Here is a 17,130-nt window from a genome sequence, read left to right on the forward strand (position 1 = left end):
ATACCCTTTGGAGTGAAAGCCTTATTTTCTATATAACATAACCTAATTTAATAAAATGAAATACAACGAAATAAAATTTGCTTTTCATTCATAGAGTATTAACTTAACAAGTGGTTTGGGTTTCGTTTCATTTTAAGTGATTAACGTTTTTTTGATATGAGTAAAGGAATTGACAGGAAGGATTTTTTGAAAACATCAGCACTAACGGGGCTTGGTTTGTCGATGGCTCCTTTTTCGATAGCTGAAGGCAAGGATGATCGTACGGTATCATTGGGTTTTTTAGGAGTCGGTTCACGAGGAACCAGCCATCTGAACGGCATGCTGAACCGTGATGACGTAGAAATAAAAGCCATTCTGGATCCCAATCCAGATAATTTAAACCGTGCTTTGGATTTAGTGGAAGAAGCCGGCCAAGAGCGTCCCGAAGGCTATTCCAAAGAAGAAGAGTATATCGACCTCTGTGAACGGGATGATCTTGATGGAGTGATAATTGCATCTCCCTGGCGATTCCACGCCCAACAGGCCGTCGCAGCAATGGAAAATGGCAAGTATGCCGGCGTAGAAGTTCCCGCAGGTTTGACAATCGAAGAGTGCTGGCAGTTGGTCCGCACTTCGGAACGTACGGGCATGCCCTGCATGATGTTAGAGAATGTATGTTACCGGCGTGATGTGTTGGCGGTTCTCAATATGGTGCGCGAGGGACTGTTTGGAGAAATGATTCATGCCCGCTGTGGTTATCAGCACGACTTGACTCCATTTATTTTTAATAAAGATCTTGAGTTTGGCCCCGGAACAGGAAGTGTCTCCAGTTGGAGAACCGAACACTACACCAAGCGAAATGGAGATCACTATCCCACACATGGAATTGGTCCGGTAGCCCATTGGCTGGATATAAACAGAGGGAATCGTTTTGTAAAGCTAACCTCTAATGCAACTAAAGCCAGAGGACTCGAAAGTCATATTGAGTATTATGGCGGAGAAGATCATCCGAATGAAGACGTAGACTGGCAAACGGGTGATGTCATTACTACAACGATCACAACGGCTAATGGTGAAACGATTATTGTTACGCTTGATACCACCTTACCACGCCCGTATTCATTGGGATTCAGAGCCCAGGGAACTAATGGTCTCTGGGAGCTCGAGCGCGATGCCGTTCATATTCGTGGGCGTAGCGAACAGCATCAGTGGGAAGAATTTGGCAAATACCAGGATGAGTTTGATTCCATTCTTTGGAAAAAGATGGAAAAACAAGCTGAAGGATCTGGCCATGGCGGAATGGACTTCTTTGTACGAAATGCGTTTGTAGAATCCATTAAACGAGGAGTTAACACGCCGATGGATGCCTATGATGCCGCCAGCTGGAGCGTGATTTTCCCACTTTCGGAAAACTCTATTGCCAAAGGAGGAGCTCCGGTTGAATTTCCGGACTTTACCGGCGGTCAATGGCTGCGCAATGAACCGATTTTTCACACAAACGGAGAATATTAAGCAACGTCTGCCTTTTCCCCTTGGGTAGGTGTCGCTAATTCTTCGGTAAAAGCCCCCGTTTCACGATGGGGGTTTTTTATTTTCAGAGGTTGGTTGGAAGGATGGAATAACAAGGTAAAACTAACAATTTGATGAAGAGGTAGTGCGAAAACGTTAATTATAGTGATGTTCTAACAAAAAGAAATAGGTACGGAGCAATATAATATTTCTTTAATTCTGAGATATGTTTTTAACAACAGTTCTTAACAAGGATAAAGAAAATTGTTCGGAAGATATCCGGTTGTGGGAAGAACTGCGGGCGGGAGATCGTACGGCCTTGTCTTCTTTATTCAATAAATACTATACTCATCTGTTGAATTATGGGTTAAAGATCATCCCCAATACACAGCTTGTTAAGGACAGCATTCAGGAACTATTTATTTCTATTTGGGAGTACCGATCTAACCTATCGCAAGTTGAGTATATCCGAAGTTATCTTTTTTCGTCACTTCGTCGTACCATTATCCGGCAGCATGATGTAGCAGAAACACGACAAGAAAGGGATGAGCGCTATTCGGAAGAGTCTTTCAAAAAATTAATCAATAAAGAGCAGCTCATGATTATGGATGAGCTGGAAGAGGAACAAAAGTATAGGCTCGAACAGGCCATAGAGCAGCTCTCAAAGAGACAAAAAGAAGCTGTGTTTTTGAAATTTTATAATGGATTCACTTCTGATGAAATTGCTGAAATTATGGGAGTGAATAAACAGAGCGTTTATAATTATATCTCCCGATCTATTGATACCCTCCGAGAACAGCTACTTGTGATGAGCTGATTATAAATAATTCCTTTATGATTTTGTTAAGGCCTTTCCTGTCCTGCGTACTTTTCTCAAAGTTTTATAAAATAAATTGAGTAGATCCTCGATTTGACTTCCTTTCTAAAAGTGAACGACTACCATAACCACTAAAAAAGGAAGTGATTTGTCTGAACGAAATCCTGATATAGCCAAACTTTTAGATGATGATTCATTTGTCCGGTGGATCAATAATGAAGCAACACCGGAAGAACAGCAGCAATGGGAGTATTGGGAAAGCCAGGGAGAAGAATATCGGATGTTGAAAGAGCAGGCAAAGCTCTTGTATGAGCTTCCTATGGCCGATGATGCAGGGGAAGATAGAAAGCAGCAACTGGCTCGTTTAAACCGTTCTATTGATCAAAGGGAGCATAATGTTTGGAGGTTACCATTTGTGCAAAAGCGAAGTACAACGGCCTACTCTTATGCCGCTGCGACCATTGCACTCCTGATTGGAGTGCTGAGTATAATACTTTATTCAATTGAAGAAGGTCGTACTTCCAGCCAAGTCGCCTATCGAACCGTATCTATTGATTATGGTATGCGGGGAACGATCGAGATAAGTGATGGCTCTCAAATTACACTCAATTCAAATACTAAACTTCGGTATGCCCCGGAGCAGCTTAATGCAGATACGATAGAAGTGTGGCTGAATGGCGAGGGGTATTTCTCTATAACCCGCAATCCTCGGGGGCAACGCCGTTCTTTTATTGTCCATACCTCCGAAGGAAATGTTGAAGTGCTCGGAACAAGGTTTAATGTCAGTACGCGCGACCAGCAAACGAATGTTGTATTAGAAGAAGGAAAGGTAGGCCTGGAGCTGAAGGATTCAACACAGCAAGCCAGAGATAGCTATGTCATGAGACCCGGTGAGTTGGCTGTGCTCAGTAAAGACAATAAAGAAATTGGAGTTCAGGCTGTAGATCCGGCTTTATACACATCCTGGACGAACCACAAGATGATGTTTGACAGGACGGCTTTAGAGAAGATTGCCAAAGATATTGAACATACTTACGGAGTTGATATCCAGGTAGATGGGAGTAGCTTGAAAAGTGAAAAAATATCAGGATCAGTTAATAACCCTGACCTGCAAACTTTGCTCGATGGCCTTTCAGAAGCATTGGATATTGAGATACGCCGAACGAACAATCATATCACTATTTCTCGCAATAAATAACATTGATCACATTTTGATCAGCATCGCATCAGTAGTAGACAATTATAATCCAAAACCGAAGGGATCTATGATAGGTAAATTTACAAAACTTGCAGCGATTGTTTTATTCATATTAGTGCAATCGTTGGCACAGGCACAAAAAATAGACAACAAGTGGGTGGTCCGAAGTACGCTGGACGAGCTCGACTTGGTGCAGGAAAAAGTAACACTCGAAAAAGAGCTTAGTCGTATTGAAAGGGCTTTCGAGATAGACTTTATGTACCCAAGTGAGCTGTTAAAAGGAAAATATGTCAGCCCTAAGGATCAGCTCTCCCAGAATTTAAGGAAGGAGCTAAAACGTTTATTAACTCCTAACAATTTAACCTTCAAGCGGATTAATAATCGTTCCTTTGTTTTATCGAAAGCAGATTCCGTTGAAGCAAGCGAAAAGACCAGGCAAGCATTAGAAGTTATTTCCGGGACGGTTACCGATGCCCAAACGGGCGGAACGCTACCTGGGGTTAATGTGATGGTTAAAGGAACAACAAATGGGACCTCAACGGGTACGGAGGGGACCTACGAGCTGAATGTTTCTTCCTTGCAAGATACGCTTCTGTTTTCTTTTGTAGGATATAAGACTCTTGAATTACCTATCCAGGGCAGAACGCAAATTGACGTCGATCTACAGCCCCAAGCCATTGCTGGTGATGAAGTAGTTGTAGTGGGTTATGGAACGCAGGAAGAAGTGAATTTAACCGGTTCTGTGAGCCAGGTAACATCCGAATCTATAGAGAATAAACCGGTCGCTAACGTCGGGCAAGCTCTGCAGGGTACGATACCGAATTTAAATATCGATTTTGCCAATGGATCACCCAATACGGAGCCCTCATTCAATATTCGTGGGGCAACCTCTTTTACAATTGAGGATGATGGTGATCAGGTATTTAAGAAAGGTAGTCCTTTGATATTGGTCGATGGGGTGGAGCGAGATATCAATATGTTAAACCCAGAGGATATTGCAAGTGTATCGGTGTTAAAAGATGCCGCTTCGGCTGCTATTTATGGTGCGCGGGCATCCAATGGGGTTATTTTAGTAACTACCAAAGAAGGAAGCCAGTCCGGGGCTCCCCAGATTACCTTTAACGCTACTACGCAATGGAATCGGCCATCCGGTAATCCAAATTTATTGGATGCCTACACTATCCAGGATGCGGCTATCAAAGCATATGGACTGAGAGATCAGTCGGCACCCAGCGATATGCTTGAAAAAAGAGACCGTATTAAGGCCTACATGAATAATCCACAGGAAAATCCCGTCTATTTTGAAAGTCCGGGAGGCCAGATTATCTGGGTCGGTAACACCCAGGTTTATGATAGAGCCGTGCGGTCCTATAGTCCCATGCAGAAAAGTACTTTAAGTCTTCGCGGAGGCAATGAGCAGAATACCTACTATGTTTCCGTTGGATTTCAAAACCAAGAAGGGTTATACAGGATCAATACCGACCAGTTCAACCGTTACAACGGGTTATTGAATTTTAATTCAAAGGTTACAGATTGGTTAACGATGGATTATGGCGTTTCCTATAATACGTCGACCTATTCTGAGCCTGTAAGTCCGGCTGGTAAGGGAGGCTGGTGGTATGCCATGTCGCAGGAGTATGGCAGAAATATTAACATGCCGCTTCAAACTCCGGCCGACTCGCCTGTGGGTACCATGTACACCGATAATATCCTGTCCTTCATGGATTATGGATCCGAGAATAAGGAGGATGATCAGGAGCTGATGCTGGATGTTGCCCCGACTATTAATATATCGGAGAACTGGAGCATTAAGGGGTCGTTTTCCTATCGGACAACGGCTTTTGAACGCAAGCAGACTGTTCCTGAATTGGAACGCATAGATAGTGATTGGAATAATCCAACGGCTGTTCATACCTCGCCTTCTTCTGTGCAGCGATGGGATGAAAATTCGGATAAATACACGCTAAATATTTATTCAGATTACTCCTTGGATCTTGATAATCACGCGATTGATCTTACCGGTGGTTTTAACCAGGAATGGTATAAGTATGAATATATCGGAGGCCGAGGCGAAGAGCTGCTGAGCCCCAATATTCCTGTAATTGGTCAAACCTTAGGAAACGAGTTTTCGTATGACAGTGAAAGCCACTGGGCCATCCGGGGTGCCTTTTACAGGGTTAAGTACAATTATGACGATCGCTATTTATTGGAGTCAAACGGGCGTTATGACGGTACATCTCGTTTTCCAAAAGAAAATAGATTTCAATTTTTCCCCTCCGTATCGGCGGGCTGGCGTATAAGCAACGAGAAGTTTGCTGAATTCTTAAAGCCTGCGTTTAATGAGCTTAAAGTAAGAGCCTCATATGGTAGCCTGGGTAACCAGGATGTATCGAATTATCTATTCTATCCATCCTATGGTACCATTTCTCAAGTCAATCACCTCTTCAATGGTACAAGGCCAGTGGGTATTACGCCTCCGGGCTTGGTTGATGATAACCTGACCTGGGAGTCTACGACCACCATTAATATTGGTGTGAATATGACCATGATCGACAGGCTGGATGTTTCCTTTGACTGGTACCGTCGCAGAACGTCTGATATTATCGTTCCCGGGGATAAGCTACCGGCCGTGCTGGGAGCCGCTGTGCCCGATAAGAATGCAGGGACCATGGAGAGTGTCGGATGGGAGTTTGAGGCGCGATGGAGAGATCAAATCCAGGATGAGCTCCGATATGATGTTGCGATCAACGTGTCTGATTACCAGAGCGAAATCATAAAGTTTGATGGAAATCCCAATAAATTGTTAAGCGGCTTGTATGAAGGCCAGAAGATGGGTGAAATATGGGGCTATGAAACGCAGGGCATATTCCAGGATCAGGCTGAAATTGATGCCGCCGCTGATCAATCAGATATCGATAGCGGCACCTGGTATCCGGGCGATGTTCGATATAAAGATCTGAACGGAGATGGCGAGATTACCAATGGTGCCAATACCCTTGAAGATCACGGCGACCTTAAAAAGATCGGTAACAGCACGCCCCGGTACCGGTTTGGGTTGGACTTCAATGCCTATTGGAAATCTTTTGACCTCAACCTCTTCTTCCAGGGGATCGGTAAACGAGATGTATGGATTGGTGACAGCATTTTCTGGGGACGAATTGCCAATTCAAGCGCTCCGGGTACCTGGGAAGTCTATAACAATTCCTGGACACGGGATAGGACCAATGCTTTTTACCCGGCTTACAAAGCAAAAGGAGCCAACATCCGGACTCAGACGCGATATTTACAGGATGCTTCATATATCCGCCTGAAAAATGTGGCTATCGGTTATACCTTGCCGAATGATATTGCTTCCAAACTTAACATGAAGAAGCTGCGGGTATCTGTTTCTGCTCACAACATTTGGGAAGCTACGGGAATACCGGAAACCTTCGACCCTGAGTTGTTGGATTTGGATTATCCAATGATTCGGTCAGCAGCTGTTGGATTACAGGTATCATTTTAAAGCAATTCACTTTTAAATTTTAAAGATCTAATAAGATGAAACGAATATATATAGTATCGGTCATTTTGCTGATGAGCATTTCCATCTTGAGCTGTAATGATGGGTTTATGACGCGAGCTCCCTTGGATGAGGTTTCCGATGAAAACTTTTGGAGAACAGCCCAGGATATGGAGCTCTACACAAACACCTTTTACCAAACCTATATACGGGGACATGGCTACAGCTGGGCTGCCGGTCGGGTTCAGCCTTATGGCGTAAATGAAGGATTGGCTTACCGCGATGTCCTTTCGGATAATGCGGCCCCGGAATCATACTTAGGTATTACAAATAATGAATATGATAGCTATAACAGCGGCAGTAGTGTGGGATGGAGCTGGGATGACATACGCAGCCTGAATTATTTCCTGGCAAATTATAAGCGAGGCAATGTGGATCCGGCAGATCGAAATATTTACCTCGGAGAAGTCTTATTTTTCAAGGCCTGGGCCTACTACAAAAAGGTCAAAATTTTTGGGGCGGTCCCCTGGCTTTCCAAACCCTTAAATGTAGACTCTCCTGAATTAATGGGAGAACGGGATCCTCGTGAAGCAGTGATGGATTCGGTACTGAATATATTGGATCAATCCATTGAATACCTTCCGGCTAAGGGTGAGGAGAAGGCCGGCCGAATTCATAAAGACGTAGCCTTGGCTCTAAAATCTCGAATTGGTCTTTTTGAGGGAACCTACCGCAAATATCATACAGATTTAGGTCTGGATGAAACCAAGTTTTTACAGGCCAGCGTAGAAGCTTCTGAACGATTAATGACCGAAGGGAGCTATGCTATTTACTCCACAGGAGATACACAGAGCGATTACTATGATCTTTTTTCCACCTATTCCTACAGTGATAATCCGGAGATAATTTTCTGGAAGGATTACAGCACCGAATCAGGGCTTGGCCATGCTTTTGCCCGGTACTGGGCTCAAAACCTGCGGCACCGATTTGGAGCAACACGCTCGTTGGTTGAGACATATTTAGCCAGCGATGGGAAACCAATTTCAGTAAGTCCGGTGTTTGAAGGTAAAGATTCCATCCAGCAAGAAATGACCAATAGGGATCCAAGGCTAACACAAACTATTGCCAATTTCGGGGAATATAATTTGACAGAAGGGGCAATGGGCGCCAATAATGCTCCGGTCCCCAATATTCCTGGGCTAAGTGGTAACACCTGCCCAACAGGCTTTAGAGTTGCCAAATGGTATATGAATGATCCGGCTGAATGGGACCGGGTATATAACGGTATTCAAGCTGCCCCGGTTTTCAGATATGCCGAAGTGCTATTGAATTATGCGGAGGCTAAATACGAGCTGGGTCAAATTACGCAAAGCGACATTGATCGCACCATTAATGCCATTAGAGATCGCGTAGATATGCCCCACTTGATGATGGGGAATGTACCCGATGATCCCGCTCTCGATAGCCAATATAGCCAATATGTAGGTTATGTCCCCGATCCCTTATTACGAGAAATAAGGAGAGAGCGCCGAGTGGAATTAGCTTTTGAAGGGTTTCGATGGGATGATTTGATGCGCTGGAAAGCCGGAGGATTCTTGGAGAAACCGGTAGAGGGTATCAAATTTGTACAAGAGCAATTTCCTTCAGTAGTAACGGGTAGCGATGTATTCTTAAGCGAAGAAGGCTTCATTCGGCCTTATGCTGAAACATTGCCGAATGGACGCGAATTTGACGAGCGTCAATATCTCTTCCCACTGCCGACGGAGCAGCTGGTGTTAAATCCCAATTTAGATCAGAATCCGGGGTATGATTCTCCCTGATCCATCGATACTGGTAGGAGGAATCTGAATTGATTTCTCTTACCAGTTATCATTATTACGATTTTAGTTTCACTAACCAATAGTAACAATAACAAGCACAACTGTATCATCCAGACACTTCCTGTACTTCCGGGAAGTATTATTCAGCAGGATGCATTTAAAAAGGGGATTGTGCATCGTCTGGTAAACTCATAAAAACAATACTCTATCTATCATGAAGACTTCTCATTTGTTCACTAAGATATCACTGTTCATAACAACTTTGTTTTTGATCGTTTCTTGTACCGATTTGCAGATGCAGTCAGATTCCCATCCAACGAAAGCAAAAAAGCCCGATAAAGCTCGGTGCGCGGATCTCGGATTCGCAAATTATGGCGAATGTGTAAGCGCCTGGGCCCAGGAAAAGTTGGTCTCGGATTTTGTTACTCATCCCAAGAACCTAAACGTGGTTTATTTTGTGCCCAACGATAATCCTGAAGTGGAAAATTACAAACAGCGGCTGAGCGAGCTCCTGATTTATTTTCAAGATTACGTGAAGTCGGAGGTGGATCGGAATGGCTTTGGTGAAAAGACTTTTGGCTTACCCATAGATACGGTTAACCACCAGGTAGATATTATCACTATACAAGGGCAACATGATCAAGCCACCTATGATTATGGAAGCGGATCTGACATTCTTGACGAAGTTAATGCTTATCGGGATGCACACCCGGAGGAGTTTAGCAGCCAACACAACCTGATTCTTTTGCCACAACGCACTGACGGGGGAAGTCAGCCATTTTATGGTTGGGGACGTCATTGTTTTGCAGTAGATAATGCCAATATAAAAGTAGAAGAAATTGAGATAACAGAATCGAACCTCATTGGAGGGATGTTGCATGAGCTGGGGCATGGACTCAACCTTCCCCATAATGGAGAGAAAAGCTCCCAGGAGGGAACATTGGGTACCGCTCTTATGGGGTCTGGAAATTATACCTGGGGACGTGAACCTACGTTTATAACTGAAGCACATGCCGCTATTTTGAACCGGAACCAGATTTTTCAGTCTACTCCGGTCCCCGATATTTATGAGTCGGCTAATACGACCATGAGTCCACAGATCAATTATGATGCTGCCAGCAATAGCCTTGAGGTTGAAGGAACCTATACCAGCGACAAAGCTGTGAGTGATGTACTGTTCTACCTTGATCCCAAGACAAGTGACAGTGATGGGGATTACAATTCGGCTACATGGAGACAAAATGCCAATGGAAGCAGCTTTAGTGCAACCTTATCTTTCGATGAAATACCTGCTCACGGCGATTATCCATATGCGTTGCGCATAAAACTGCTGATGGAGAATGGAAGTGTAAGCAGTCACGGATATGCATTTGAGTTTGAAAATGGTGAGTTTCAACTCAATCCCGTAGGTGTGTACCAGCATTCCAGCTACAATGGCTGGGGCGTCGAACTGGAGGTTGGTTCTTATACTACAAGCGAGTTGGAAGCTTTGGGAGGCGTTAACAATGATATAAGTTCAATCAGGGTGCCCCTGGGACAAACAGTTACCCTCTATTCCGAAGATAACTTTACGGGCGATTCCTATGAAGTAGGTCCCGGAAGTATCTGGTTCTTATCAGGGTTTAATGATAAGACCTCATCCATTATCGTAAGCGAACAGTAATTAATCTTGGCCGGGGTTGCAATGAGCAAAAGTACTTGCCATTCAACGCTCCGGCCAATAGGTTTTTTGCCAATTGCTTCTTAAATAAATATAAATGTAATGATAAAATATAATCGGTGTTCATGAACTATCGCTTTACATTATTGCCTCTTCTCATTGCTGTTTTTGTCACTATTTCTACAGTACATGGGCAAGAGAATGAATCTTTGAAATATGGGTCTCAATATGAAGGCAAACGCCAGGATGAGGCCATGCAAAAGTTTAGAGAAAACAGGCTGGGACAATTTATCCATTGGGGGCTGTATGCCATTCCCGGCGGCAAGTGGGATGGCAAAATATATCCCGGTGCTGCAGAATGGCTACAATCCTGGGCTGATGTGCCGCCTGAAGAATGGTCGAAATTGATCAATCAGTGGAATCCTGATGAATTTGATGCCCAAGAATGGGCTCATATGGCAAAAGAGGCCGGCTTCAAATATATGACAGTGACTACCAAACATCATGAAGGATTTTGTTTGTGGCCGAGTGAATACACCGACTTTGATGTAGCGTCGGCTCCTAATAAAACGGACATTATGGGAGAGCTAATCGATGCTTATACCAAGGTGGGAATCGACGTTTACTTTTATTACTCTATCTTGGACTGGCACCATCCGGACTGGCGGTACGATATTAAATCTGAAGAGGATGAGCAGGCCTTTGAACGCTATAAAACGTATGTGGATAACCAGCTGACGGAGCTGGTAGAACGATATCCGGAAGTAAAAGGGTTCTGGTTCGATGGAACTTGGGATAAGTCGGTTAAAAAGAATGGAAAATGGACACTGGAAATTCAGCAAATGTTAAAGTCCCTGAAGCCCGGAATGATTGTGAATAGCAGGCTGCGGGCCGATGATCACGGCAGTCGCCATTTTGATTCCAACGATAAACTGATGGGCGATTACGAATCAGGCTATGAGCGTCGATTACCTTCTTTCCGGGAAGATACGATTGTAACTACCCGCGACTGGGAAGCCGTTATGACTGTTCCCGAAAACCAGTGGGGCTACCATCAGGACTGGAGTGTGAGCCACGTAAAATCTACAAATGAGGTATTGGAATGGATTACTCATAGTGTAGCCATGGGAGGAAATATGCTGGTTAATATTGGTCCCAAGCCTGATGGCACCATCCGCCAGCAAGAAAAGACGTTAATGAAAGAGATCGAGCAATGGATGGACATCAATGGTGAAGCGATTTATGCGGGAGATTATCTTGGATGGGAAAAGCAAGATTGGGGTTATTATATTGCCGATCAGAAGACGAATGAGGTTTATGCATTAGTTTTTAATGTGCCTGTAACCCAGAAGATAACGGTTGCAACGCCCGAAGGCATTTCTATTGAAGAAGCACATCCGTTGAAGGATGAGTCTGAGTCATTAAAAATATCAGAAAAGGGGCCCAATGAAGTTTTTATCCATCTGCCCCAACCAATGTTTGAAGCTCCTTATGTCATTAAGCTGAAGGTAAGCGGGAAGGATGGTTCAAAAGGGACTTATCGTAAGGCAAAAACCTAGCTTATAGTGTTTCTTAAAAAAAGCTTATATATTATGCCGCTCGGTTTTTAGCATTATCGCCATAAATGCCTAACCTTTCTATAATCTATAAATTTTTATATGAAAACGACTCTTTTTTTAAGGCTGTTTGTTATCGGTTTATTGCTGATCGGTGTGCCCAAAGTATATGGGCAACTTTCGATCATTCCTGCTCCTCAGAAACAAACAATACAGGATGGGCAATTTACTTTTGATGGACGCATAGGTCTGCAAGCCGACGCTGAGCTGAAATCAGTCCCGGCCTATCTTAGCCGGGAGTTCGAGGGTCGTTTCGGGATCTCACTGACTGAGGAAAGCAGTGTCGATCGCTCGATTGTGCTTCAGGTAGATGAGAGTCTCTTAGCTGATGAAGCCTACCAGTTACAGGTAATGTCCGATGAGATTATAATTACCGGGGGCGCTGCCCATGGGGTGTTCAATGGAATCCAAAGCCTGATGCAACTAGTCTATACCGCATCGGAGGATAATCGTCCGCTGACGATCCGGTCCTGTACTATTGAGGATGCGCCAAGGTTCGAATGGCGAGGGTTTATGCTGGATGAATCTCGCCATTTTTTCGGCAAGGAAAAGGTAAAGCAGCTGCTTGATCTGATGGCTCTCCACAAAATTAACACCTTCCATTGGCATTTAACAGATGAGCCGGGTTGGCGTGTAGAAATTAAAGAATATCCGAAACTGACAACCATAGGGGGTAAGGGAACTTGGAGCAATCCTGATACACCTGCTCAGTTTTATACGCAAAAAGATATTCGGGAGATTGTCAATTATGCAAAGAAACGATTTATTAAAGTGATTCCCGAGATTGACATGCCGGGTCATGCCTCTGCAGCCAATCGCGCATATCCAGAATTTTCGGGCGGTGGATCAGAAGATCATCCGGAATTTACTTTTCATCCGGGTAGAGAGTCTACTTATGACTACTTAACCAACATTTTACGTGAAATCGCGACTTTGTTTCCTTCCAGTTATGTACACATCGGTGGTGATGAAGTGCATTATGGTAATCAGGAGTGGGCCGCTGATGAGGAGATACAGCAGCTTATGCATGAGCAAAATTTGGAGGATCTGAAGACTGTAGAGTCGTACTTTATCCGCCGAATGGCCGATTCAGTTAAAGCCATGGGAAGCAAAGTCGTTGGATGGGATGAGGTTGCAAGCGCTGGTGTGTCCAAAGATAGCAGTGTCGTCATGTGGTGGCATCATGATAAACCCGAAATATTAGACGAGGTGCTGCAGCAGGGATATACCACCGTTTTGTGCCCACGTATTCCCATGTATTTTGATTTCGTACAGCACGATTCGCACCAGTCTGGTCGCCGATGGAATGGATTTTCGGACTTGCGGAGTGTGTATGGGTTTCCTTCAAAGTTGAGTATCAATGATGAAGTATTTGGTGATCAAATTCTGGGTATTCAGGCTAATCTGTGGACCGAAAGAGTTCAAAATGAAGAGCGCCTTGATTTTATGGTCTGGCCCCGCCTGTCGGCTATGGCTGAGGCCGCATGGACCCCGGCAGATAGCAAATCTTATGAAGGGTTTCAGCAACGCTTAAAGGGTATGCTTGAGATATTGGATAAATATCAGATCTCATATTTCAATCCTTTTGATATAAAAAGCACGCCCGAACCTAAGGGGACTAATACACCGAGGTGGCAAGAAAATTTTTGAAACTCCAACTACCAGAACGTTATATAAAATATTGTTGATGGATTTAAATTAACGACATTTTATTCAACATCATCAGGGGCAATTTAGTAAGGTATCAGGAGTGAGCTTGGTGTCTGAGATCAAAGGCACAGAGCTTGAGTTATGCTCTTCTTTCATTATAGATCGTTGGAAAATTGCAATTCTTCACTATTTGTTTGGTGGTATATCTATGGTCTTCTAAGACCGTATATGAGCCATAACTGGATGTGCTTCTCTTTTATACTCATTATCTATTTTCGAACATAGACGAAATAAAACAAAAGTATAAGGGCGTGTAAGTAAATAAAAAATACATGTTGTGTTTCGTTAAATTTTTATTTATCTAAAAAGTGTTGTGAAAGACAAGTGTTATCTTTCATTAACCTTTCATTAGGGCCATAACTTTAATCATAGCTTATGAAGTATAAAAAGATACGGAAAGTTCTTTGTGTGTGTTTTGCTTTGTTATTCTCTTCCTCGGTCGTAAAGGCTCAGGATATGACAATAACTGGCAAAGTTATAAATACGACTAATCAACAGCCTTTGCCGGGAGTTAATATAACGGTGAAGGGAACAAGCAGCGGTACAACTACTAATACGAATGGGGCATTTGAAATCACAGCTCCCGACGATGCCACGCTTGTATTTTCATTTATTGGTTTTGAAACAAAAGAAGTACCGGTAAATGGGCAATCCTCCTTAAGTGTAAGTCTTACAGAATCTACTGAAGCTTTAGAAGAGGTATTGGTACTGGGATATACCACACAGTCTAAAGAGGAAAGCACGAGTTCGGTCGTTCAGGTTTCAGGTGAAGATTTAAATGATGTGACGACCTCATCAGCAACAGAAGCCCTGCAGGGAAAGGCAGCTGGGGTATTTGTTACCAGTGCTTCCGGTCAGCCCGGGCCCGAATCAGATACCAAAGTTCGTATACGGGGAACGGGATCTATTTCGGCAGGCGCTGAGCCGTTGTACGTAGTGGATGGTGTTATTGGCGGAACTTTCGATCCCAATGATGTGGCATCGATAAATGTACTTAAAGATGCTTCTGCTACTTCTTTATATGGCTCCCGCGCGGCCAATGGGGTTGTTGTAGTACAAACAAAGTCCGGAAGTGCCGGAGAAACACAGCTTAACGTGAGTAGCACAGTTGGCTGGAATCAGCGTTCGAACGGTAACTTTGAGGTCATGAATGGCCAGCAGTTGTATAGTTACCATGAGCGGTTTGAGAGTCCGATTCTTGAATCCGATTACCAAAATAGAAATACCAATTGGCAGGATTTGGCCTTCCGTACCGGCTTAACCAATAAATACGAAGCCTCGGCCTCTGGTGGGGATGAGCAAACAACATTTTATATTTCGGGGAATTATTACGATGAAGAAGGGACACTGGTTTCAACAGGATATGAACGATTTGGCGGCCGGGTAAATGTGGACCACCAGTTTACCGATAATTTTAACGTAAGCGCCAAAATTGCCGGCCGGTATGCCAACGAAGTAAATAATCCGGCAGGAGCGTTATACCAGTCATATATCAACATGCCGTGGGACCGCCCGTTTGGTGAGAATGGAGAAATACGGACCGGTAAAGAAAGCAACTGGATAGGACGTGACCAGTCAAACTTCTTGTACCCGATGCAGTATAATTTCAACAAGAAAAACTCCAAAAGGTTAACGGCAAATGTACGGGGCGAGTATGATTTTGCCGATTGGTTATATTTTACTTCTACCAATAGGATAACATATAGTAATTCCAGGAACGAAAGCTTTTCTGACTCTCGCACGGCTGCCGGAAGTACCAATAATGGTGAACTCTATAATTATTATGCCCAGTCAAGCTCTTTCCTGTCGTCTAATCTTCTAAATTTTGAGCATAATTTTGGTCCCCATACAGTAAGTGGAGTACTCGGTTTTGAATATGAAACCAACTACGCTGATGGGACCGGAGGCACCGGAACCGGGATCTTCTCCGGACTGGAAATTTTGGACGTAACGGCAGAAGCTTTTTCACTGGGAGGCTATAAATCCGAAAGCAAATTTATATCGGGCCTTTCCCAGGTATCCTATGACTATGAGAATACCTATTTTGCCAAGCTTTCCTTCCGGCGCGATGGTTCTTCCCGGTTTGGGCGCAATAATCGGTATGGGAACTTTTACTCCGTAGGCGGTTCCTGGATTATCAGTAATGAAGAGTTCCTGGAATCTGCGTCTCAGGTAACCAACCTGAAGCTGCGTGCCAGTTACGGAACTACCGGTAATGCAGATATTAGCAATTATTTGGCAAGCGGACTTTATGCCTATTCGGTGCAATATGCAGGTGAAGCAGCCAGTCAGCCGGAACGCATCGAAAATCCGGATCTAACCTGGGAGGTAGCTGAAATGGCAAATATCGGAGTGGATTTCGGGTTGTTTGATCGGGTCGATTTGTCGGTAGATCTCTATCAGAAGACCAACGACGACTTGCTACAAAACGTGATTCTTCCGGGCACCAGTGGGTTTGATAATATCACCCGAAATATTGGGTCTGTTCGGAACCGGGGAGTTGAGTTGGGGATCTCATCCACCAACATACAAGGGGCCCTAAACTGGACCACCAATTTTAATATTGCCTTCAACAATAATGAAGTGCTGTCGCTAAATAATGGCGAAGATATCCCCAATGGCAATCAGCGTATTATGGAAGGAAAAGATCTGCGGACCTGGTACATGCGCAAATGGGCCGGCGTAGATCCGGAAAATGGAAACCCGCTGTGGGTAAAGCAGGAAAAAGATGAAAATGGGAATGTTGTTTCCGAAACAACCACCAGCAATTACAGCGAAGCTTCCCTCATGTCCGTTGGATCAGCATCTCCTGACTTTAGTGGAGGGTTTGGAAACACCCTGGAATACAAAGGATGGAAGTTGAATGCCTTCTTTAATTTTGTGTATGGAAACAAAATTTACCACAGCGCCCGAGAGTTGTTCGATTCTGATGGTGCTTACGCAACCTACAATGCCATGGTGTTGATGGATGACTGGAACCGATGGCAAGAGTCTGGTGACCAGGCAACGCATCCCAAGCCGGTGTATGGCGGCAACAATAATTCCAATAAACCCTCTTCGCGTTATTTAGAAGATGGATCCTATATTCGTCTCCAGAATATTTCTTTGTCTTACAACTTACCAGGCAGCTGGATTTCTGAGTTAGGTATTCGTTCTGCGCGAATATTTGCCAGTGGAGATAACCTTCTGACAATCACCTCTTTTTCAGGGATGGATCCTGAAGTTGATTTGGATGGGATTGCAGGCACTAAATATCCAATCAGCAAAAAATATTTGCTGGGCATAGAATTAGGATTTTAATCATCCAGAATATTTGAAC

Annotated in this window: 9 protein-coding genes; all 9 read left to right on the forward strand. The window is 43.9% G+C overall.

What is annotated here, in order from left to right; translation table 11 throughout:
* Positions 1-156 precede the first annotated feature (156 nt).
* On the forward strand, positions 157-1,491 hold the full coding sequence (locus tag J6I44_RS14000; protein ID WP_265766771.1) for a Gfo/Idh/MocA family protein: 1,335 nt from the start codon (positions 157-159) through the stop codon (positions 1,489-1,491).
* Positions 1,492-1,714: 223 nt separating this feature from the next.
* Positions 1,715-2,305 (forward strand): RNA polymerase sigma factor, encoded by a 591-nt coding sequence (locus tag J6I44_RS14005; protein WP_265766772.1) that lies wholly within the window; start codon positions 1,715-1,717, stop codon positions 2,303-2,305.
* A gap of 148 nt (positions 2,306-2,453) precedes the next feature.
* On the forward strand, positions 2,454-3,503 hold the full coding sequence (locus J6I44_RS14010; RefSeq protein WP_265766773.1) for a FecR family protein: 1,050 nt from the start codon (positions 2,454-2,456) through the stop codon (positions 3,501-3,503).
* Between the two features lie 67 nt (positions 3,504-3,570).
* Positions 3,571-7,008 (forward strand): SusC/RagA family TonB-linked outer membrane protein, encoded by a 3,438-nt coding sequence (locus tag J6I44_RS14015; protein WP_265766774.1) that lies wholly within the window; start codon positions 3,571-3,573, stop codon positions 7,006-7,008.
* A 35-nt stretch (positions 7,009-7,043) separates the two neighbouring features.
* Positions 7,044-8,825, forward strand: a complete 1,782-nt coding sequence (locus tag J6I44_RS14020; RefSeq protein ID WP_265766775.1) for a RagB/SusD family nutrient uptake outer membrane protein — start codon at positions 7,044-7,046, stop codon at positions 8,823-8,825.
* Between the two features lie 295 nt (positions 8,826-9,120).
* Positions 9,121-10,488: a beta/gamma crystallin family protein gene (locus J6I44_RS14025; RefSeq protein WP_265766776.1), complete on the forward strand. Its 1,368-nt coding sequence runs from the start codon at positions 9,121-9,123 to the stop codon at positions 10,486-10,488.
* Between the two features lie 122 nt (positions 10,489-10,610).
* Complete coding sequence (locus J6I44_RS14030) at positions 10,611-12,044, forward strand: alpha-L-fucosidase (RefSeq protein ID WP_265766777.1); 1,434 nt, start codon at positions 10,611-10,613, stop codon at positions 12,042-12,044.
* A gap of 99 nt (positions 12,045-12,143) precedes the next feature.
* Entirely contained in the window at positions 12,144-13,751 is a 1,608-nt protein-coding gene (locus tag J6I44_RS14035; RefSeq protein ID WP_265766778.1) for a beta-N-acetylhexosaminidase, read from the forward strand.
* Positions 13,752-14,267: 516 nt separating this feature from the next.
* Positions 14,268-17,111, forward strand: a complete 2,844-nt coding sequence (locus tag J6I44_RS14040; protein WP_265766779.1) for a SusC/RagA family TonB-linked outer membrane protein — start codon at positions 14,268-14,270, stop codon at positions 17,109-17,111.
* Positions 17,112-17,130 lie beyond the last annotated feature (19 nt).

It is taken from the genome of Fodinibius salsisoli (assembly GCF_026229185.1).
Taxonomy (GTDB): Bacteria; Bacteroidota; Rhodothermia; order Balneolales; family Balneolaceae; genus Fodinibius; species Fodinibius salsisoli.

What these genes read in the sequence shown, in the direction of transcription:
- J6I44_RS14000 (WP_265766771.1), top strand. Translation starts at nt 157, where the DNA reads ATGAGTAAAGGAATTGACAGGAAGGATTTTTTGAAAACATCAGCACTA.
- J6I44_RS14035 (WP_265766778.1), top strand. Translation starts at nt 12,144, where the DNA reads ATGAAAACGACTCTTTTTTTAAGGCTGTTTGTTATCGGTTTATTGCTG.
- J6I44_RS14030 (WP_265766777.1), top strand. Translation starts at nt 10,611, where the DNA reads ATGAACTATCGCTTTACATTATTGCCTCTTCTCATTGCTGTTTTTGTC.
- J6I44_RS14025 (WP_265766776.1), top strand. Translation starts at nt 9,121, where the DNA reads ATGCAGTCAGATTCCCATCCAACGAAAGCAAAAAAGCCCGATAAAGCT.
- J6I44_RS14040 (WP_265766779.1), top strand. Translation starts at nt 14,268, where the DNA reads ATGACAATAACTGGCAAAGTTATAAATACGACTAATCAACAGCCTTTG.
- J6I44_RS14005 (WP_265766772.1), top strand. Translation starts at nt 1,715, where the DNA reads ATGTTTTTAACAACAGTTCTTAACAAGGATAAAGAAAATTGTTCGGAA.
- J6I44_RS14015 (WP_265766774.1), top strand. Translation starts at nt 3,571, where the DNA reads ATGATAGGTAAATTTACAAAACTTGCAGCGATTGTTTTATTCATATTA.
- J6I44_RS14020 (WP_265766775.1), top strand. Translation starts at nt 7,044, where the DNA reads ATGAAACGAATATATATAGTATCGGTCATTTTGCTGATGAGCATTTCC.